This is a genomic window from Verrucomicrobiia bacterium (assembly GCA_035460805.1).
Lineage (GTDB): Bacteria > Patescibacteriota > UBA1384 > CAILIB01 > CAILIB01 > DATHWI01.
The window spans coordinates 1-19,572 of sequence record DATHWI010000158.1 but is presented as its reverse complement, the minus strand read 5'-3'; the positions used below and the strand labels follow the sequence as shown (position 1 = coordinate 19,572).

The 19,572-nt window shown below is 53.7% G+C and carries 24 protein-coding genes; 12 read left to right on the top strand and 12 right to left on the bottom strand.

Features of this window, described 5'->3' with window-relative positions:
• Positions 1 to 1,197 (bottom strand): FAD-binding oxidoreductase (locus tag VLA04_06555; protein ID HSI21315.1); only part of this gene is annotated, 1,197 nt, incomplete at its 3' end.
• A gap of 135 nt (positions 1,198 to 1,332) precedes the next feature.
• Between VLA04_06555 and VLA04_06550 the strand changes: the two genes are divergently transcribed.
• The 6 genes from VLA04_06550 to VLA04_06525 all read left to right on the top strand — a co-directional run bounded on the left by VLA04_06550 (position 1,333) and on the right by VLA04_06525 (position 6,892).
• A complete protein-coding gene (locus tag VLA04_06550) occupies positions 1,333 to 1,650 on the top strand; it encodes a hypothetical protein (protein HSI21314.1) in 318 nt (105 codons plus the stop codon).
• A 70-nt stretch (positions 1,651 to 1,720) separates the two neighbouring features.
• Positions 1,721 to 2,596 (top strand): DMT family transporter, encoded by an 876-nt coding sequence (locus tag VLA04_06545; protein HSI21313.1) that lies wholly within the window; start codon positions 1,721 to 1,723, stop codon positions 2,594 to 2,596.
• A 44-nt stretch (positions 2,597 to 2,640) separates the two neighbouring features.
• Positions 2,641 to 3,855: an NAD(P)/FAD-dependent oxidoreductase gene (locus VLA04_06540; protein HSI21312.1), complete on the top strand. Its 1,215-nt coding sequence runs from the start codon at positions 2,641 to 2,643 to the stop codon at positions 3,853 to 3,855.
• 146 nt (positions 3,856 to 4,001) lie between these two features.
• Positions 4,002 to 5,345: a DEAD/DEAH box helicase gene (locus tag VLA04_06535; GenBank protein HSI21311.1), complete on the top strand. Its 1,344-nt coding sequence runs from the start codon at positions 4,002 to 4,004 to the stop codon at positions 5,343 to 5,345.
• Positions 5,346 to 5,348: 3 nt separating this feature from the next.
• Positions 5,349 to 6,155, top strand: coding sequence for an A/G-specific adenine glycosylase (locus tag VLA04_06530; GenBank protein ID HSI21310.1), 807 nt, complete (start codon positions 5,349 to 5,351; stop codon positions 6,153 to 6,155).
• A gap of 29 nt (positions 6,156 to 6,184) precedes the next feature.
• Positions 6,185 to 6,892 carry a cryptochrome/photolyase family protein gene (locus VLA04_06525; GenBank protein HSI21309.1) on the top strand — a complete coding sequence of 236 codons (708 nt, stop codon included), beginning with the start codon at positions 6,185 to 6,187 and terminating at the stop codon, positions 6,890 to 6,892.
• A gap of 592 nt (positions 6,893 to 7,484) precedes the next feature.
• On the opposite strand, the gene atpC is transcribed toward VLA04_06525, so the two are convergent.
• From atpC to VLA04_06480, 9 genes are all read right to left on the bottom strand, one after another.
• On the bottom strand, positions 7,485 to 7,934 hold the full coding sequence (gene atpC / locus VLA04_06520; protein ID HSI21308.1) for an ATP synthase F1 subunit epsilon: 450 nt from the start codon (positions 7,932 to 7,934) through the stop codon (positions 7,485 to 7,487).
• A gap of 14 nt (positions 7,935 to 7,948) precedes the next feature.
• The gene (gene atpD / locus VLA04_06515) at positions 7,949 to 9,343 is read right to left on the bottom strand and encodes a F0F1 ATP synthase subunit beta (GenBank protein HSI21307.1); all 1,395 of its coding nucleotides are present in this window, start codon (positions 9,341 to 9,343) and stop codon (positions 7,949 to 7,951) included.
• Between the two features lie 2 nt (positions 9,344 to 9,345).
• Entirely contained in the window at positions 9,346 to 10,266 is a 921-nt protein-coding gene (gene atpG / locus VLA04_06510; GenBank protein HSI21306.1) for an ATP synthase F1 subunit gamma, read from the bottom strand.
• Position 10,267: 1 nt separating this feature from the next.
• Positions 10,268 to 11,782: a F0F1 ATP synthase subunit alpha gene (gene atpA, locus VLA04_06505; GenBank protein ID HSI21305.1), complete on the bottom strand. Its 1,515-nt coding sequence runs from the start codon at positions 11,780 to 11,782 to the stop codon at positions 10,268 to 10,270.
• Positions 11,783 to 11,787: 5 nt separating this feature from the next.
• Entirely contained in the window at positions 11,788 to 12,117 is a 330-nt protein-coding gene (locus tag VLA04_06500) for a F0F1 ATP synthase subunit delta (GenBank protein ID HSI21304.1), read from the bottom strand.
• The gene (gene atpF / locus VLA04_06495) at positions 12,114 to 12,602 is read right to left on the bottom strand and encodes a F0F1 ATP synthase subunit B (GenBank protein HSI21303.1); all 489 of its coding nucleotides are present in this window, start codon (positions 12,600 to 12,602) and stop codon (positions 12,114 to 12,116) included. The genes VLA04_06500 and atpF overlap by 4 nt, the downstream gene beginning before the upstream one ends.
• A gap of 4 nt (positions 12,603 to 12,606) precedes the next feature.
• Complete coding sequence (gene atpE, locus VLA04_06490) at positions 12,607 to 12,834, bottom strand: ATP synthase F0 subunit C (GenBank protein HSI21302.1); 228 nt, start codon at positions 12,832 to 12,834, stop codon at positions 12,607 to 12,609.
• A 25-nt stretch (positions 12,835 to 12,859) separates the two neighbouring features.
• A complete protein-coding gene (gene atpB / locus VLA04_06485; GenBank protein HSI21301.1) occupies positions 12,860 to 13,660 on the bottom strand; it encodes a F0F1 ATP synthase subunit A in 801 nt (266 codons plus the stop codon).
• A gap of 112 nt (positions 13,661 to 13,772) precedes the next feature.
• The gene (locus VLA04_06480; GenBank protein HSI21300.1) at positions 13,773 to 14,339 is read right to left on the bottom strand and encodes a DNA-3-methyladenine glycosylase; all 567 of its coding nucleotides are present in this window, start codon (positions 14,337 to 14,339) and stop codon (positions 13,773 to 13,775) included.
• 322 nt (positions 14,340 to 14,661) lie between these two features.
• Between VLA04_06480 and VLA04_06475 the strand changes: the two genes are divergently transcribed.
• Entirely contained in the window at positions 14,662 to 15,678 is a 1,017-nt protein-coding gene (locus VLA04_06475; protein HSI21299.1) for a hypothetical protein, read from the top strand.
• A 51-nt stretch (positions 15,679 to 15,729) separates the two neighbouring features.
• Here the strand turns inward: VLA04_06475 and VLA04_06470 are convergent, their stop codons facing one another.
• Complete coding sequence (locus VLA04_06470) at positions 15,730 to 16,350, bottom strand: site-2 protease family protein (GenBank protein ID HSI21298.1); 621 nt, start codon at positions 16,348 to 16,350, stop codon at positions 15,730 to 15,732.
• Positions 16,351 to 16,417: 67 nt separating this feature from the next.
• Here VLA04_06470 and VLA04_06465 point away from each other — a divergent pair, with 67 nt between their 5' ends.
• Both VLA04_06465 and VLA04_06460 read left to right on the top strand, forming a co-directional pair.
• Positions 16,418 to 16,627, top strand: coding sequence for a L28 family ribosomal protein (locus VLA04_06465; protein HSI21297.1), 210 nt, complete (start codon positions 16,418 to 16,420; stop codon positions 16,625 to 16,627).
• Between the two features lie 464 nt (positions 16,628 to 17,091).
• Complete coding sequence (locus tag VLA04_06460) at positions 17,092 to 17,496, top strand: hypothetical protein (protein HSI21296.1); 405 nt, start codon at positions 17,092 to 17,094, stop codon at positions 17,494 to 17,496.
• A 65-nt stretch (positions 17,497 to 17,561) separates the two neighbouring features.
• Here the strand turns inward: VLA04_06460 and VLA04_06455 are convergent, their stop codons facing one another.
• The gene (locus tag VLA04_06455; protein HSI21295.1) at positions 17,562 to 17,969 is read right to left on the bottom strand and encodes a zinc-ribbon domain containing protein; all 408 of its coding nucleotides are present in this window, start codon (positions 17,967 to 17,969) and stop codon (positions 17,562 to 17,564) included.
• Between the two features lie 62 nt (positions 17,970 to 18,031).
• Here VLA04_06455 and VLA04_06450 point away from each other — a divergent pair, with 62 nt between their 5' ends.
• The 3 genes from VLA04_06450 to VLA04_06440 form a co-directional block, all read left to right on the top strand.
• Complete coding sequence (locus tag VLA04_06450; GenBank protein ID HSI21294.1) at positions 18,032 to 18,550, top strand: hypothetical protein; 519 nt, start codon at positions 18,032 to 18,034, stop codon at positions 18,548 to 18,550.
• Positions 18,547 to 19,272, top strand: coding sequence for a tetratricopeptide repeat protein (locus VLA04_06445; protein ID HSI21293.1), 726 nt, complete (start codon positions 18,547 to 18,549; stop codon positions 19,270 to 19,272). The genes VLA04_06450 and VLA04_06445 overlap by 4 nt, the downstream gene beginning before the upstream one ends.
• Before the next feature lie 19 nt (positions 19,273 to 19,291).
• Positions 19,292 to 19,572 (top strand): hypothetical protein (locus VLA04_06440; GenBank protein ID HSI21292.1); only part of this gene is annotated, 281 nt, incomplete at its 3' end.

The window sequence follows — 19,572 nt, the reverse complement described above, 5'->3', positions numbered from 1 at the left end:
TTGGGGTGCGCTTGTCACTGGTTTGAAGCGGGTGGGGGCGTAAAGGTCTGCAAACTCATTCTTGCGGCCGCAAATAAGGTCGGTGTTCAGCTGGGCGGCTACCACGCCATGGGCCATGCCCCAGCCATTGAAGCCGGTAGCCACAAAGACACGCTTGCTGCGGGCGCTGATCCGCCCAATATAGGGGACCTTGTCCAGGGTCTGGTTGTCTTGGGTAGACCAGGAGTAGGCTACCTCCTTAACCTTAAAGTGCTTGCGGGCAAAGTCCTCCAGCTCTTGGTACTTTTCCTTGGTGTCACCACCTTCGCCAACCTTGTGGCTGCCACCGCCAATAATGAGGAGGTCGCCTTTCTTACTCGGTTGGGTCCGGAGGGTGTAAGAACTGTCGCTAACACCTACGTACATTGGCTTTGGTACGGGCTCGTTGAGGGAAACGGCCAGCGCATAGTCGCGGAAGGGGTCAAGTCGCGTGTAATAAAACGCTGGGTCAAAAATTGGGAAATGTGTGGCAACTACAACATCCTTAGCGGTAATGACGCCTTTGTCCGTAGTAACTTTGCAGGGACTGCCTTCTTTTACTTCTAAGGCACGGGTATGTTCAAAAACCGCACTGCCGCTTCCAGGGATTTTTTCCAAAAGGGGGATGAGGAACTTGAGGGGATGGAACTCTGCTTGGTTAGGGAAGCGGAGGGCACCTTTGGTGGGAAAATTGGTGTCCAGATCTTCCTCTAGGATAGTGGTCAGTCCACAGGCGTGCGAGGCCTCCAGTTCTTTCTCCAGGTCTTTCAGTTCTTTGTCACTTTCCGCATAGAGGAACAGGTCTTCCCGTTTAAAATCACAAGGGATTTCCTTGCTCATTCCTTCTACCCACTCAATGGCGCCCATGTTTGCCTTGGCGTAGAGGGCGGCTAATTTTTCACCGAACTTAGGTACAAGGTGACTGTAGATGAGGCCATGTGAGGCCGTGAGCTTTGCCGTGGTGTTGCCGGTCACCCCATGGAGCGCGCGATGAGATTCAATAAGGGCAACTTTCCTACCTTCTTTTTTGAGGAGGTATGCAGTAAGTACGCCCACAATGCCTGCGCCAAGTACGGCAACATCTACCGTTATATCTTCCTGGAGTTCTGGGTAGGAAGGGACGGTTGTAGATGCAATCCAGAGGGCAGTATGTTCACCGGGGTGGGAGCTTTGGGCCATGGAAAATCCTTAAAGTTAATAAGGGTGTGACCTGGTAATACGCCCCAAACTTTTCTCCGTCAAGGGTGCATTGAAGCGTAAAGAGAAACCTGGTATAACCAGTCGTATCCTACTTTGTCCAGGAGGGACGTAAGGATGAGCACTGACAAACCGGCACGCACCGCCCCCGACACACTTCCCAGTAGCCTCGATGCTGACCACGGCACTCTCAAAATGAGTCTAGTTGGCCAGTGGATTGGCCACTGTGACTATGACCGCTCAGATGTGAGCGGCAAGGAGCCTCATGAGGAATCAGGCAGTAAGGAGTTACCGCTACCGACGATTGCACCCCGCACTCCGGCTTTTCAAGAGATGCCAGCAGAGCATCTCCCGCCATTTTCGAAAGGTGTGATTCGTGCGTTCGTAGAACTTCCCAGCCTGTTCAAGGGTATGCTTCGTAAGAAGCGGCTCTGAATCCCATTGCAAGCGACCACCACCTGGTGGTCGTTTTCTTTTTGCCGGTGGGGGACGTACACTAAAGCTAATGATCTGGGCCGCATTTGCGTCAGTCGCTGCTGTTACGGTATCGGCGGAAGCTATTATCGAGAAAGGTGTGCTACGCCGGGAAGACCCCGGTCTTTTTTCGGCCATTGTCATGGTCCTTTCCGGGTGTATAGTGTTGCCCTTCCTTTGGATTGTGGACTGGTCAAAGCTGACCCTGCCCGTATTGGCATGGATCATGCTCTGCTCCCTCGTCATGTCCACCGCCTTTTTCCTGGCAACCCGCTCCATGAAGCACATGGAGATCAGCCTGTTTGCACCCATGTCCACTATTACGCCGGCCTTTGTGGCAATTATTGCTGCACTGACGTTAGGGGAGACCTTGGGTAGGGGGCAATGGGTGGGAATCTTCCTCCTTGTTTTTGGGGGTTATTGCCTGCAGTTGAAGCCGGGACAAAGTTGGCTCTATCCTTGTCAGCGCCTCATCCAATGTCGTGACCTGCACTACCTGGCTGTGGCCCTACTGCTTTATCCTATTGCCTCCGTGATGGGCCGGTACACCTTTACCCGCCTTGGCATCCTTCCGTATCACTATTTGGTACTGATGCGGATTTTTGCGGCGATGTACTTCTTGCTCTACATCCACTTTCGTCGCGGCGGTTTCAAGGCAATGCGCAAACACATCCCAAGGCATAAAGGGGCATTTTTCTGGATTTCCCTCCTCAACACCACCAACGGTGCGGCGCTTAGTTTGGCCTTGGCGGGGGCATACGTCGTAAAGGTGCTGGCGGTAGTGAAGCTCTCTTCTCTAGTGACAACCATTGTGGGCGGGGGGATGTTCCACGAGCACTACATGCTGCGGAAAACCATTGCATGCATAGTCATGTTGGTGGGTGTGGCATGGGTAGTGTTTGGCTAGAGCTTCCTGCTTCCCGTATACTAAAGGGAAGCAAATAAGAACTTATGGCACGCGCACGCACAAAACATCGAGTGGTAATTGTGGGAGGTGGGTTTGGTGGCGTCCGCGCTGCCTTGGATCTGGTCAAAATGGGTGGGGACAATGTTTCTGTCACGCTTATCAGTGACCGGCCGCATTTTGAATACTACCCAACACTCTACCGTGTAGTTACGGGGTACTCGCCTGCACAGGTGGCCATTCCTTACAGTGAGATCTTCCGGAACAAGCCAGTAGACATCATTAACGACAAGGTGGTCAAAATCGACCTTGCAGGCAAGTTGGTCTATGGCGGCCTGGGCTCGCCTTACGAGTACGACAGCTTGGTCATGGCGCTAGGAAGTGAGACAGGTTACTTCAATATCCCTGGCCTCCCTGAGCTTTCCTATGGGTTCAAATCGGTAAGCGAGGCAGAGCGGCTTAAAGCCCACTTGGCCTCTGTCCTTACTCCCGTTGTAGACGCTGCCCCGGAGCAAAAAGTGGCCGCAGCCCACTTCATTATCGTAGGCGGTGGCCCAACCGGCGTAGAGTTGGCGGGTGAGCTGGCAAGTTATGCCAGGCACTTGGCCAAAAAGAAGGGCTTTGACCCTTCCTTCATTACCGTGAGCTTGATTGAGGCCATGCCGCGCCTTCTCATTATGATGCCGGAAGATATTTCCCGCCGCGTTGAAACTTACTTGCACGGCATTGGCGTGAACATCTATGTGAACCGCACTGTTACCAAGCAAGAAGTGGAAGAACTTTTCTTAAAGGACATGTCCTTTAAGACTAAGACAGTGGTCTGGACGGCAGGAGTTAAGCCAAATGCGCTCTATGCCAAGGTAGAAGGCTTTGAATATGACAAACGTGGCCGTGTGATGGTGGATGATTACCTTCGCGCCAAGGGTCATACCAATGTGTACGTTATTGGTGACGCGGCAAGTACTGCCAACTCTGGCATGGCACAGACCGCCAGCAAAGATGGCACCTATATCGCCAAGTACATCACCAAGAAAGTGCTTGGTAAGACGCGGGTGCCTAAGTATGTCTCTCAAAAGCCTATCTATGCCATTCCTGCTGGCCGCCACTGGGCCGCAGTGCTTTGGGGGGATGTCCGCGTCTTCGGCTTGCTTGCCTACTGCATGCGCAAAGCAGCCGACTACCGCTTCTTCCTCACCATTTTGCCGTTCTGGAAGGCTACCAAAGTATTCCGCCGCGTTTTTGTCCGCAGCGACCTGCCTTAGTTCATTGTATTTGCGGCATATTTCTGGTAGGTTTGATGTATCAAAGTGCGCTGTCCCAAAGGGGCAGCATGATTCGACTCTCACGCGCGCCAGTTGGTGCCCCACCAGATCTCGAGTCATCGGGCGCACCATATGTATAATCCGATATGTTACAACAGTCATCTGCAGGGAGCGTAGCTCCTGCCCCAGATGTCAGTCGTGTTGATGTTACCTTCCACGACCTAGGCATCGCTCCGCAAATTCTGCGCAGCCTCGATCATTACAAACTGATCAACCCTACTCCCATTCAGCGCGATGCAATCCCGCTTGTGGCAATAGGGAATGATGTTACCGGCATCGCACAGACCGGTACAGGTAAAACTATGGCTTTTGGCATTCCGTTGGCCCAGCGACTCATGTTGCAGGGTGGAAATGCCCTCATTATGGTTCCCACACGCGAGTTGGCTTTTCAGGTAGCGGAAAACCTTTCCCGCATTACCCGGGCCCTCAACTTGAAGATGGGTATCTTTGTTGGTGGTGAACTTATGTACCGCCAGCTCCGCATGCTGAAACTGGGACAGCCAGATATTTTCGTGTGCACCCCAGGTCGTCTTAACGATATTATCCGCCGCAAGAAAATTGACCTTTCAAAGGTTAACGTTGTAGTGCTGGATGAAGCGGACCGCATGTTGGACATGGGCTTTGCCCCTCAGATTGAGTCCGTCATGGAGCAGGTTCCAGAAGACCGACAGACCCTCCTTTTCTCGGCCACTATGCCAGCTTCCATTGTGAAGCTTGCACAGAAGTACCAGAAGGACCCTGTCCGGGTAGAAGTTGCCCCAGCCGGAAGTACTGCCGATATGGTGAGCCAAGAGTTGGTAGTTGTCCCGAGTGGGCAAAAAATCGACATCCTTGAGTCCGTTCTCCGTGAGTATAAGATGGGGCCTATCCTCATCTTTACCCGCACCAAGGGCGGTGCCAGCACGCTTGCCAAGCACATCAACACCGTTGGTCACCGGGCTGAAGAAATTCACTCCGAGCGTACCCTTCAGGAGCGTCGCCAGGCCTTGGCTGACTTTAAGAATGGCCGCGTGCGCATTTTGGTTGCTACGGACATTGCTGCCCGCGGTATCGACGTAAAGGATATCAGCCTTGTGCTGAACTATGACCTTCCGGAAAATGCCGAAGACTACGTGCACCGCATTGGCCGTACCGGCCGCGCCGGCAAGGGTGGGCATGCCATTTCCTTCGCTACCCCAGACCAGGGGAAAGAGGTGAAGGCTATTGAGCGCCTTATCCGCATCAGCATTCCGCGTTCTGACCGTACCGATACGGTTATGAGCGATGTTTTCCGCTCTGGCGGAGACCGTGGCGGGCGCTCCCGTGGCGGCCGTGACCGCTTTGGTGGGCGTGGAGATCGTAGTCGCAACGAGGAGCCTGAAATTTCATTTACGAATATTTCTGCACCGTCCGGCTTTACTGGTCCCCGCAGCGTCCGCAAGCGTCGCTAGCCCATGGAGACGGTCCAAGATTTTCGCCTGACCGTCCTCAATCACTACCGGGAAAACGGCCGTTCTTTCCCATGGCGCGAAACTGCCGATCCTTACGCCGTTGCCATCTCGGAGCTCATGCTCCAGCAGACGCAAACCGACCGGGTTGTCCCAAAGTACGAAGCATTTTTAAGCGCTCTGCCCACCTGGCAAGCGCTTGCTTCTGTTGATACCAAGACATTGCTGCAGCTCTGGCAGGGACTTGGCTATAACCGCCGCGCCTTGAATGCCAAGCGGATGGCGGAGCAAGTGGTAGAGAAGCATGGTGGCCAGATGCCCGTAGGGGAGGATGAGCTTAGGGCTTTGCCGGGTATTGGTCCCTACACTGCAGGTGCAGTCAGGGCTTTTGCTTTTAACCAGCCTGTGGTCATGATTGAAACCAATATACGGAGAGCCTTTCTTCACCACTTTTTTGCAGATAAGGAGGGTGTGCCCGATGCTGACCTTTTTCCGCTCATCCAAGAAGCAGTGGACATGGATAACCCGCGGGAGTGGTACTACGCCCTCATGGATTACGGTTCGTGGCTGGCCAAGAAATACCCCAACGCCAACCGCAGGAGCAAACACTACACAAAACAGAGTACCTTCACAGGCTCTCTGAGGCAGCTACGGGGGCAGGTAGTCCGATTTGTGACAAAGCACCCGCGTACAACAGTTGTGGAGCTCCTGGAGGAAACTGGGCAGGCTCCTGAGCGTCTCAATGAGGCACTGGCCGGCCTCGCCAAGGATGGCTTCGTGGTGTGCGAGGGGAATGAAATTGCACTGGCATAAACCAAGGAATTCTATACACTAACAGCTACATGCAGGCTTTCCTTCTTTTTTCACACCAGCTCTTTGGCGACGTTGTCCGCCAACCCCGCCACAGCGTTATCTACCTTTTGGAAGATAGTCGCTTGTTTCGCCGTGAGGTGGAGCCGGGCATAGCCATTTTTCACCGTGCAGCCCTGCAGGCCGTGCGTGAACGCTTGCTTGTGAAAGGGTTCGTTGTGAAATACATGGGGGCGGATGAGTATCCAACCCTGAATGATGCCTTGGCTGAAATTGCCGGCAAAAAACCCGAGGTTGTCCGTCATTTTACTATTGGGGATAGCAAGCTTGCGGCACAGGTCCGTGCTTTTTGTAAGAAAGAAAACATTCCCGTTAAGGAATTGGCGAATGCGACACCACGCATTAAGGTCCGTCCACGCGCTCATTTTGTGCCAGCTGTCCTGCCGCCCATTGAGCCAAACCGGTATGTTATGGAGGCAGTGGACTACCTATCCCGTATGGTGCCGCTCACCGATGCCATTGAGTTTGCTTACCCGGTGACTAAGGGGGATGCGGAGGAGTGGCTAGAACTTTTGCCGGAGATAGTCCGTGCCGGCGGGGATATCCGTGAAGCAGCCCGGGACCTTGCCCCCTTGGTGGTAGCGGGGCTTATCGACCTCTCCAGCTTGAACGCCAGTGAAGACTACACCGCCCCACCTGAACATACGGCAGCACTGAAGGCCCTCCTCTTCGGGGCATAGGCACTTGTAGAAAGGTGCCTTTTTTGGTTTGCTAAAGGACGTGTAAAGGAGTTGGACATTGGCGAAAACACAATATGAATATCGAGAGTTACTTCACGAAAAACAAGCGACCAGTTTTCCGGGCGAACTCACTGTAGCCTTCTACATGGTTGCCCTGGAGGATTGTTCTGAAGAGGGGCAGCGTCTCGCAGGGGTATGTGGCTCCATGTGGCGCGCAGGAAGTATCTGGTCACCTAGAGTGCAAGCCTTGCTGGGTATTTTCTGGGACTATCCAGGAGCCCCCTGGGTTGTAACGCCTGGCACGACGCTTATTGGGCTGATCCGTGACTGCGTATGCGCAGCCATGAGGTATGAAGGCCGTTTCCGAGCCTCAAAAAGGTTCAGGGAGTCATCACCATGGCAGTTTGCCGAGGTAATTGGCGCCGAGCAAGACAATGAATTGGACGAAATATCCCGATGGTGTGAAGAGTGCCAGGTTCCCCCCTATCTCATCATGCAGAAACTCAGTCAACTCCGGGAATCCACATCCTCCCATTAGGGAGTAGCTATCCTCACCAAAAGAGGCCCCCCTGGGCCTCTTTTTTCAAATCGTTTAGTTTGGTTTTTCCTCGTCCTTTATAGGCCGGGCATGGTGGCCATGGTGCTTGAAGCGCCGTACGGCTTTAAGGCGCGTAAAGTTCTTGGCAAGCATGGCGGAAGCGGTCTTGAGGTCTCCTGTATTCTTAGCCTCAGCCTTCAGCTCCTCAGCCCGGTGGATGGCTTCCTGAACCTTAAGCTCATCCAGGTCATCAGCAAGTTCTGCGGAGTCCACCATAAGGTACACGGTATTCTCAAAGACCTCTACGATGCCGCCGAAGGTGGCCAGAATCTCATCTTTGCCATTTTCCTTCTTCACTACCACCGTCCCGCTTTTCAGCTGGGCCAAGAGGGGAAGGTGCCCGGTACGGATACCAAGCTCACCGGCGGTAGTCGGCAAAATGACCTCCACGCCGGTTGTCCGGTGGATGGCCTTTTCGGGACTGATGATTTCAACGGTGAGCATAGGTGTGCAAAAGACTACTTAACTTCGTCGATAGTTCCCTTAAGGTAGAATGCTTGCTCTGACTTATCGTCGTGCTTACCATCCAAAATTTCCTTAAACGAGCGGACGGTGTCCTTGAGGGAAACGTAGGCACCAGGGATACCGGTGAATACCTCTGCCACGTTGAACGGCTGGGAAAGGAAGCGTTGGATGCGGCGGGCGCGGGCAACGGTAATCTTGTCTTCTTCAGAAAGCTCTTCCATACCAAGGATAGCGATAATATCCTGCAAATCCTTATAGCGCTGGAGGATGTTCTGTACGCCACGGGCCACATCGTAGTGCTCTTGGCCCACAATACGGGGGTCCAAGATGGTAGAGGTGGAATCCAACGGGTCTACGGCAGGGTAAATACCAATCTCAGACAGCGCACGGGAAAGCACCACGGTAGAGTCCAGGTGGGCAAAGGTAGTGGCGGGGGCTGGGTCCGTAAGGTCGTCTGCTGGCACATACACGGCCTGCACAGAGGTAATGGAACCGGTCTTGGTAGACGTAATACGCTCCTGAAGGTTACCCATCTCAGAAGCCAGGGTTGGCTGGTACCCAACGGCAGATGGCATGCGGCCAAGGAGGGCGGATACCTCAGAGCCTGCCTGGGTAAAGCGGAAGATGTTGTCGATAAAGAGCAAGAGGTCCTTGCCTTGGTCGCGGAAGTACTCAGCCATGGCGAGACCGGTAAGGGCCACACGGGCGCGGGCGCCCGGCGGTTCGTTCATCTGGCCAAAAACCAGGGCGGTCTTATCCAAAACGCCAGAGTCCTTCATTTCGTGGTAGAGGTCGTTCCCTTCACGGGTACGCTCACCTACGCCGGCAAATACGGAGTACCCGCCATGCTCTGCGGCAATGTTGCGGATAAGCTCCTGAATGAGAACGGTCTTTCCTACACCGGCACCACCAAAGAGGCCAACTTTTCCACCTTTTGGAATAGGGGCGATAAGGTCCAATACCTTAATACCAGTCTCAAAGATCTCGGTAGTGGTAGTAAGTTCGGTAAAGTCTGGCGCAGGGCGGTGGATAGGGTAGCGGATGTCCGTCTTTACCTCGCCTTTGTTGTCGATAGGCGCGCCAGTCACATTCAACATGCGGCCAAGCACGGCTTCACCAACGGGAGTGCTGATTGGGGCGCCGCTTGCCACAACCTTGTCGCCGCGGCGAAGGCCGTCGGTACTGGAAAGGGCAATGGTGCGAACGGATTGGTGGTCCAGGTGGCTGGATACCTCCAGGATAATTTCGGATCCATCCTTGTGGGTGACGGTAAGCGCCTCAAGAACAGCAGGAAGGACCGTGCCTTGGAAGCGAACGTCGATAACCGCACCGATAATCTGGGAGATCTCTCCCTCAGATGTTGTTTGGGTTTTCGTTTTAGTAGCCATGGTTAGTCAGTTTGAAGTGATACTGCTCCGGAGGTAATTTCTGCAAGTTCCTGGGTAATGCTGCTCTGTCGGACGCTGTTGTAAGTGAGTTGAAGGCTTTCTATGATATCGCTCGCGTTGTCGGTGGCACTGTGCATGGCCATCCGCCGGGCGGCATGCTCTGAGGCGAGTGCCTCTTGGAGATGTTGGAAGAGCAGGGTCTCTAGGTAGCGGGGGATGAGTGCACTGAGCAGCGCTTCGGGTCCAGGTTCGTAGAGGAACATGTGCTCGTGGCGTTGTTCCGCGCCTTTCTCCCGTGCCACAAAGTGGGCATCGCCAGCCGTGGTGATCTCAAACTCTTCATGGGTAAGCGGCAAAAAGTGGGTGACCCGTGGTTCCTGCTTAAAAGCAGAGACAAAGTGGGTGTTGAGCACCATCACTTGGTCGTAGGTGCCATCTGTATAGTAGTCAGCAAGGGAGCCGGCAAGGGGAAGTACGTCTTGGGCTACGGGGTGGCTGCCACTGTGCTCGTAACTTTGGACAATGGGGATGCCAAGGCGGGCAAGTGCCTGCTCTGCTTTGCGGCCAAAGGTAATGCAGTCCACTGTCCGGCCAGCTGCTTTTTCCGTAGTGATGAATTCCAAGGCAGCTTTAATGATGCCGGTGTTGTAGGCGCCGGCTAGGCCGCGGTCTGAAGAGATGACCACTAACACCGTCTTTTTCACCGGCCTAGGTACGAGAAGGGGGTGGATAGACTGGTTATCTGGGGTAATAAGGGCGTCACGCAGTGCCTCCGCAATACGAAGGGCATATGGCCGGCTTGCAGTGGCCGAATCGGTTGCCCGGCGTAGCTTGGACGCCGCAACCATTTCCATCGCCTTGGTAATTTGGCGGGTGGAGCGGACAGACCGGATGTGGTGACGTAGTTCCCTAGTGGATGCCATGCTATTTCTTCTTGAAAGCGGTTACTACTTTTTGCATGGTCTCTTTGAGTGTGGCCTCGGTCTTCTCTTCGAGAGACTTGGCAGTTGAGAGTTCCTGAAGCAGCTTGGCGTAACGGGTAGGAAGCTCGTCACGGGTAAAGGCCACGAAAGGACCTACTTCTTCTGGCTGAAGTTCATCGAGCAAGTCGTTTGTCCCGGCGTAAATGAGGGCAACCTGTTCACCAACAGGGAGCGGGTTGAACTGAGGCTGCTTTAGGAGCTCGGTAAGGCGCTTTCCACGTTCAACCTGGGCCTTGGTGGCAGCGTCTAGGTCTGAGCCAAACTGGGCAAAGGCAGCCAGCTCACGGTACTGGGCAAGCTCCAGGCGGAGGCGTCCAGATACTTTGCGCATGGTCTTTACCTGGGCAGAACCACCTACGCGGGATACGGAGATACCAACGTTAACGGCTGGGCGGATACCCTGGTAGAACAAGTCGTTTTCCAGGTAAATCTGACCGTCAGTAATGGAAATAACGTTGGTCGGAATGTACGCCGCAACGTCACCAGCCTGGGTCTCAATGATTGGCAGGGCGGTAAGGGAGCCGGCACCTAAATCATCGTTCAGTTTGGCGGCACGCTCTAGGAGGCGAGAGTGAAGGTAGAATACGTCACCTGGGTAGGCTTCGCGTCCGGCAGGACGGCGGAGCAAGAGGGAGATTTCGCGGTAGGCAACGGCGTGCTTGGAGAGATCATCGTAAATAACCAAAGCGTGCTGGCCGTTTTCCATAAACCACTCACCCATGGCACAGCCGGCATATGGGGCAAGGAACTGCATGGAGGCAGGGTCGGAGGCACCGGCAGAGACGATAATGGTATGACCCATGGCGTCTTTGCTCTCCAGCTCCGCGCGAAGGCGGGCAATCTTTGATTCCTTCTGGCCAATGGCCACGTAGATACAAATGATGCCACTGTCTTTCTGGTTGATGATGGTGTCGATGGCGATAGCCGTCTTTCCGGTACCACGGTCACCAATGATCAGCTCGCGCTGTCCACGGCCAATTGGGATCATGGCATCGATGGACATGATTCCGGTCTGGAGTGGTTCGTGCACGCTCTTGCGTGTAATAACGCCGGGGGCAATGCGTTCTACGGGGCGGCGCTCCTTAGTCTTGAGGGGCCCAGCGCCGTCGATTGGTTCACCGAGTGCGTTCACTACGCGTCCAACCAGCTCTTTGCCGGCAGGGACGGTGGCAACTTCACCGGTACCAAGTACGCGCATACCGGCTTCTACCTTTAAGTAGTCACCAAGGATGATGGCGCCGATCCGCTTTTCTTCCAGGTTCAAGGCCATGGCCGCAACGGGACCAGTTGGGGTCTGGATATGGAGGAGCTCGCTTGCTTGGGTGTGGGGGAGGCCGCTAATGGTGGCGATGCCATCAGCAATGCGCTCGACGGTTCCCACTGTGGCTTCCTGGTGCGCAGGTTTCCAAGAACCAAGCTTCTCCTTGAGGTCTGTAATAAGTGATGTATCAGGCATAAGGTTTAGGAGAGCTTCTGACTCAAGTCGTTAAGGGCGGAGCGACCAGACATGTCGATGACCTGATCACGGTAGGCAATAATCATGCCGGAGAGAAGAGACTCGTCTACGGTAAATTCCACGGCGTGCTCACCCCACTTTGCAGTAAGGGTTTTCTTAAGGTCGGACTTCTCGCCTTCTGGGAGGGGGGCGGCGCTCATGATGGTGATCACTTGGCGGCGGTCAGCTTCCCTAGTTAGGCTCTCGGCAATCTCAGGAAGAAGGTCGGTTAGTCCTTCCTCGGTGAGGTAGGCCAAAAAACTTTCGGAGATAGTACGGACGGTTTTCTGGCTCATGACTGTACCTCGTTCACAAGTTCTTTCATCTGCTGGCGCTTCTCTTTGTCAGGAATTGGCGAGGCAAGTACCTTTTCGGTGGCGCTAACCACCATAGTGGCCAACTCACCCTTCAATTCGCTTTTGAGTTGCTCACGCTCGGCTTGGATTTCATTCCGAGTGCGTGCCAAGAGTTTTTCGGCATTGGCCTGAGCCTCTGCTGAAAGCTTCTGTTCAAGTTCTGAAGCTTGCTTTTTCACCTCGTCAATGAGGGCGCGGCCTTCTTTGTCCGCTTTCGCAAGGAGTTTCTCCCGCTCCACTTCTGCTTCCTCAAGTTGGAGTTTTGCCTTGGCGGCATTCTCAAGCCCTTCGGCAATCTCCCGCTCCCGGTCTTCCATGAGCTTTTTGAGAGGCTTGTGGAGAAGCTTGGTTAGCAAAACAAGCAGCACCAAAAAGTTGATGAGCTGGAAGATGAGCGTTTTAAGATCGATACCGAGGGCTTCCATGTGATTAGACGAACTTGATGATAAGCGCGATAACGAGGGCGAAGATAGCCAAGGACTCAGCGAATACGATGGCAAGAACCATGGTGTTGCGGACTGCGTTCTCGGTTTCTGGGTTGCGCCCAATAGAATCGAGGCCCTTGCTACCAATCATACCGATGGCGATAGCTGGCCCAAATACGCCTGCAGCAATGGCAAAGGCGGATGCTAGTAAACGTGCGACTTCTGGTTCCATAAAGAAATTCCTAAGACTTATATTCTTACTTACTCACGGCTGGCTCTGCGTGTGAATCGCCATGACCCCCGTGATCGGCGGTGGCAATTCCAGCAAAGACAATCGTAAGGAAGCAAAAGACAATACCCTGCACCGCACCCACAAAGAGTTCAAGGGCGTAAAAGGGGAGCGGCAAGATAGGGAGAATGGGGGCGAGGGTGGCGGTAAGGAAGAGGAGGATGGCAATGAGTACCTCACCGGCGAATACGTTCCCAAAGAGACGGAAGGAGTAGGAGATGACGCGGAGGATCTCTGAGAGGAGCTCCAGGATACCCACAAAGAAATTGATGGGGCTGGAGAAGTTGATGAAGGTGCCAACGTAGCTTTTCACGCCACGGTACTTAATAGCCAGGTACTGGACGTACAGTACGCTGCAGAGCGCTAGGGCCAGTACGGTGTTGAGGTCTGAGGTGGGGGCCCTGACAATAGGTACCAGCACTTCTTCGCCATGGTGCAGTGCATGTACACCAATGCTGCCTACTCCGGGGATAAGCCCAAACCAGTTTGAGGCGACAATAAAAATGAAAGCCGTGACAACAAAGGGGAAGAGGTCGCGGGCTACATTGCGGTTACCGGTCACACTTTCCGCTGAATCTACAAGGAAGCCGTAGATGAGTTCAAAGATGCTCTGGCCGGTCTTAGGGATTTTCCGGAGAGAAAGGCGGACGAGCAGCGCAACGATGACAAGGAAAAGACTAACGCCGGCAGCAGTGAGCATGCTGTTGGTCACGGTGAGGTGGCCGAGGTGGAATACAGGTTCAGCGGCGATAGAGATGAGGACTGACATGTATCGTTTAAACGAAAATTCGGTCCGGGGCGCGGGCCGATTACTATTTGCAAAATTCAGAGTAACACCTCAGGGCAATAAATTCTAGTGGCCAAAAACAAGAAATACCTTCCTAGCGCCGGGAGAGGTGGGGTGAATTGGGGAGCCAAAAGCGGAGAGGTTCATGTGCTCCTTGGCTGATGCCAATGCGTGGCCCTGACAAGTATGGTTGGCTATTTGGCACCCCTTCCAACCTGAGTGGTCCGTTACCCAACCATGTTCCGTCGTGAATTTTGCTAATGCCCATGGCTTGGGCTGCCCGTGCCGGACCTGAGCAGAGGAGGGTGAGTTTCTCCGTGCCTCGCCGCTCTTGCATGAGAAGGATCCCGTCCAAGGGTTCCAACGCCCGGATGAGAATGCCTTCCCCACTGCCTTCCTTGCCGGCCACAATGTTGGCGCACCAGTGCATGCCGTACGTGAAGTACACGTAAAGGTGACCCGCACTTTTAAACATGGAGGCGTTCCGCGGTGTCTGGCCGCGAAAGGTGTGCGAGGCGGGGTCGCCCTGGTGGTACGCTTCAACCTCAACAATGCGTCCAGAGGTGCGTCCCTCGGGGGAGTCATGCACTAGCAGGGTACCTAGTAAAAGGGGAGCGGCATGGGTAGCGCCTTGCAAAAGGTGGGGGACCAGTTCTTCCATAAATAGCGTGTACGGATAACTTGGTGACGGGGATATTTTTGTTATGGCTGATATCACCCATACTGCGCAAGCACTTGACTGCCAGGTTAAAGCGGGGTAATTGTAGGTCTTGCCTCTAAAAAGGGCAGTAAAAACATAGTTAGGGGAGCAACGAGTGCGACCAATTCCAAACCCAAAGGATTTTCCAACTGCTGTAGCGTACGGACGGGCTGTGCTCGATTTCCGTCGTGACATTTTTCGAAAAAACGCGATTGACCGCGAGCGGTACCTTCGATCACGAAAGGTACGTGTCTTTTTGACCCGCTGTATGGATGGTCGCCACATGCTTGGATCAAGCATGAACATGCCGTTTGGCTCGTGGACAGAGTACCCAACTCCAGGTCCTCTCGATCCAGGCCGGCCGCTCTTCGGACGCGATATCAAAAGTGCCGTATACAAAGCGGCGGTTGTGGACAACCGCAACGCCCTGGTCATTTCATCGTTCCATTTCTCCAAGTCCAACCCTCATTTGGGCTGCAAGGCTTTTGGATATGACGCTGAAAAGTCCGTGCGTAACATGAACTGGCAGAACCAGCGTCTTGCCCAGCTCTGGGAAGACGAGAAGTCGGTTGCAACCATTATTGTGGGTCTGGAAACGGATACCCACGACCTCGTTTTCGTAGGTGACGACTTGGCTAACCAGGTCACCGCCAGCTCCATGGTTGATATGGCCGATGACCAGCGTCAAGACGTTCTGCGGGGGGTTTACCCCTCACTAAGGCAGGTCTTCATTGAGGAGCTGGCATTCTTTGTGGCAGAAAACCTGAAATACCAGGAGAAGCGCAAAGAAGCGCACGCCGCCATCGAGCAGCTAGACCACCAGGAGATCGTTCTCTCGTACGGGACAGCGGCCCACGGCCTCGGTTTCCATGTGAACAGTGCACTGGCCATTGGTCCTTACGGGGACTACCCAACCGGGCACATCGCTATCGCAGGGGGCATCCTTAATGCCAACTGGGAAAGCGGCCGCACCTCACGTGACCAGGGCATTCTCCTTTTGGCGACGACCTTCTGCTCAAAGTCTGGTTTTCACGCCGATGTGATGCAGGCTGAGTTTGAGGCCCGCTATTTTGCCAACCAAATGTTCCACGCACTTTCCGGCGACGAGAAGGGCCAGGAGCTTTTGGCAGACAAGGGCTGCAAGTTCCTAGTCGCCGTTGTGGACAGTGAAACGTACGGCTGGCGAGAAATTGAGTGGGATCCTAACCGGTCTTCCGCTGAGGTGGACGTAATGTCTCCTCTCGACAACTACGTTGAGCAAGAACTCACCGCCGTGCACCCGGTTGGGAAAAAGTGGTAAGACTGCGTTAAGTTTTTCCCTTTAAGGGCTGCCAGGTTGGCAGTCCTTTTTCTATAGCAATATCCCGAAAAGGTGCGTGAGCTGGGAGAAGACCTGGATTACCGGGGAGATAACGAGGCCTAGCACGCCGCTGAAAATGATAACGAGGAGAACAATAAGGCCTACCTGCCCGCCCATCATGGAGCGGTACTCAGGCCAGAAGTAGGCAACGATGGCGGAGCCATCAAGTGGGGGGATGGGAAGCATGTTGAACGCAGCCAAGAGGACGTTGATGTACGATGCGGCCTGTAGGATCTCTGTACTAAAGATGTGCACGCCGTAGTGCGTTTGCACATAGATGAGGATATTGAAAAGGATGGCCAGGAGCAGGTTGCTAGCGGGACCTGCCAGGGCAATGAGCAGCTCATCAGAGCGGCGAAGAAGGCGGAGTGGGTTGTAGAGTACGGGGCGTCCCCAGCCAAATCCCACCAAGATAAAGGCAAGGCTGCCAATTGGGTCCAGGTGTGAGAGGGGATTGAGGGTAACACGGCCCATGAGCCGGGGTGTGTCATCACCCAATTTATCCGCGCTCCAGGCATGTGCAAACTCATGTACCGTAATGGCCACGACAAGGGAGAAAAGGAAGATAAGGGCTTCAAACGGTGATGTACGGAGCAGTTCGAGAAATGTCATGATTGACCGTCAGCACATGATCTGGTAAAGTACCGAAAGACTAGCACAGAACGAACACGGAAATCCAATGCCGAAGTGTGTATTCACAGGGAAAGTTCCCCACAGCGCAAATAACGTTCCAAAGTCCATGCACAAGACCAAGCGCATGGTTCAGCCAAACGTTCAGAAGATTGGTGGCGTAAAAATGTCCACCCGTTTTCGTCGTACGTTGGTTAAGTATGGCGTTATTGAGAAGGGGAAGCCCGCAGACCTTAGTAAGCTTTTCCAAGTACGCTAAGGGATAAGCCGGTCTCACGACCGGCTTTTTTGTTTAAAAAACTCTTTTCTTCGGTGAACTGCTGCGTTAAAACCTCCGGTACTCGCTCGATGTACCTCGGTACACCTCGCTCCGTTCCTCGCTTTTGCCTAGCCCTTCACGCGAATAAAATAGTTTTTCATAAATGGCTCCTGCAAGTACTTCCGGTTGTCTGGGGAGTATTTTTTTGGTATTAAGGACTTAGTCATCAAAAAACCAAAGGAGGAATACGATGAAAAACAACACCGGAACGGTAGTCGTGGAAGTTACTGGCGATGGCCAGAAGACGCCGACGCCAATCTATATCCCAAACGAATTCTTGGGATAATCGTCTTGAGGCGCCACTAGTGGGCGCCTCCTTTTTTATGATGGGTGTGCATCTTGCTGGGTGCGACACCGTGTGCTATATTTCTCGCGCATCTTAAAAGGATGCGAGGAGTCACCTATTGGATACGGATACGGATCCCACCCGGGACGAATTTGATTCATTGCAGAGACGGATAAATCTTATCCAGTCCAAGATTGAGATACCTTCCCACCTCCTTCCTCCCCTCAGGTCTTTCTTGGGTAGTAGCTTTGATTCGGTTCATTACCAGAACGACTACCTGGCTGGATGCCGGCTTTGGGAGGTCATCAGCACCGCAATCCTTCCTAGTGTAAGGACGGCCTCGGCGGAGAGGGTTGAGCAGATAAAGGGCATGTGCGATGAGCGCACCGTTCTCCAGGTTCAGAAATGGTACGACGAAGCAGTGGACGCCCTGGAGAGGGGCGACGAGATTGCCGCAGCACGTCGTTTTAGGAAGATACGGGAGAAGTGGTGTAAGCGGCATTACCTACTAAAAAAACTTTAGCCGGCACCGTCCTTCCTAGGTTGGGCTTACAGTTCAAACTGCACCAGAGATGGTGCAGTTTTTTATTAGGAGATGTCTCCCTGCTGTTCAAACTGCTCGGTCAGGGCTGCGGCTTCTTGTTCTGCCTTGTCATGAATGGCTTTCACCTCAGGGTGGGCATCCAAATACTCTCCCCAGGTTTCTGCAAAACAGGTTTCACAGTAAATATCGCGGGGGTCATGAGGTTCAGTGAGGATTTTCCCTACCTTCCCGCATACCTTGCAGGTCACATTGAAGAGGGGTTTCCCTTTAGCTCGCTTTTCCCGAAGTTCACGTCGGCGTTCTGGGCTGCGCTTAGGGACGTGGGTAAAGCCTTGGCGCCAGAAAAACTCTTGTTCCTTGGCCGTGAAGATAAAGGGCTCACCAGTTTCCTGGTCAAAAAGGGTGATGTCCTTGAAATCGGGTTTTGGTCCGGATGGGGCTTGGGTATCCATATCTATGTACCTCATATGTACCATACGTGGCGCCCCTCCTCATAGTGCGCTAGCATGAAACTATGCAAGCCATGTCTCCAGTTCAGGCGCGCAGCACCTTTCTCATTGCTCCCGAGGGACAGTGGGATTCTTTGTGGAAAGCATGCACCGAGGGCGCACACCCAAGCGATTGTTTTTCCTTTGAAGAGTGGGGGAAGGCTCCTGGGGTAAAAGATATCCGGGCTATCCGGTCTTTTTCGGGGCAGCAGGCTGTAGGAGGTGCAAAGTACATTGCCATCCCTCAAGCCGACAAGCTCTCGCGTGAGGTTGCCAACGCCCTTCTTAAGCTCCTGGAAGAGCCGCCTATGGGTGTTCACTTTGTCCTTTTTGGTGAGACAGACCGCATGCTGGCCACAGTACGCTCCCGCGTGAGCCTACAGAATGTGGGTGGTGGTGAGTTATCCGAAGAGCGGCTTATCCGCTTTTATCAGACCTTGAGTGCCTTTGATTCCCCGCACTTGGCCCGCAAGTTCCTCTATTACGCACCGCTCCTCCATGCTACGCTGCAGTCAGATGTAATTCTCGATGCTTTTCAGTCATGACGATAAAAATTATTTTCTTACTCTCGCTCGTGCTAGTCATCCTTTTGGTGGACTGGCGCAAATTGACGGCGCGCTTTCCTAAAAAAGAAGGCCGGGTTGGGAGAAAGGCCATTAAAATGTCCTCTGGGCTTTTAGCTCGCAAGCGTCCAACTTCACCCTCTTCTTCCGCTCCCGACCTTTTCCCCATGGAACCTATGATGAGTGAGGAGAAGCAGGAACCGGCCACTGGTGACCCTGAGTTGGACAAGTTGTTGTCCGAGGCGGACATCCACTTCCGCAAGGGAGAAATGAAGGCAGCCGAGCAGCTCTACCTGCAGGTGGCTTCCAAAGACCCAAAGTGTAGCAAGGCGTATAGCCGCTTGGGTGTCATTTACTTGGAGAACGGCGATGACTGGGAAGACGCAGAAGCTGCCTTTCGCCAAGCTTTAAAAACCGACCCGCAAAACGGATACGTGCTGAATAACCTTGGCCTCGTACTGTATCACCAAGACAAATTTGCCGATGCCATCCGCAACTTTGAGCAGGCAGTGCACTTAGATGACCTGAACGCTTCCCGTCATGCGAACCTAGGCATGGCCTACATGGCTATGCGGCAATATGCCAAGGCCGAGTCATCCTTTAAGAAGGCGCTTAAACTTGAGCCAAGTGAAATGGAATATAAAGACCTGCTAGCAGAGGCAGTTGAAAAAAAGCTGGCGCATAAAACTATGGTGCGGCGGTAATTCCACTAAGGAGGGCAGCGTGTTTGAGGGGCAGATTTTTGAAGGTGAGAACAGGGAGGGGGGAGAAAATGACGTCTATGTGAACGCCGTTTTTCGGGATAAAAACCGTGAGCGCAAGGAAAAGGGACTCTCCACCGTATTGCTTGCCACCGACATAGATCGTACCTTTATCTCCAACTTCCGGGAGGCGGCGGCAGAGTTAGACGAGGCGGAAGCCTGGGCAGAGAGCGCGCGCCTCGCCAACGAGCTGGCAGGGAAGAATATTCCCCTTATGTATGTGACGGGGAATGGCATCGATAA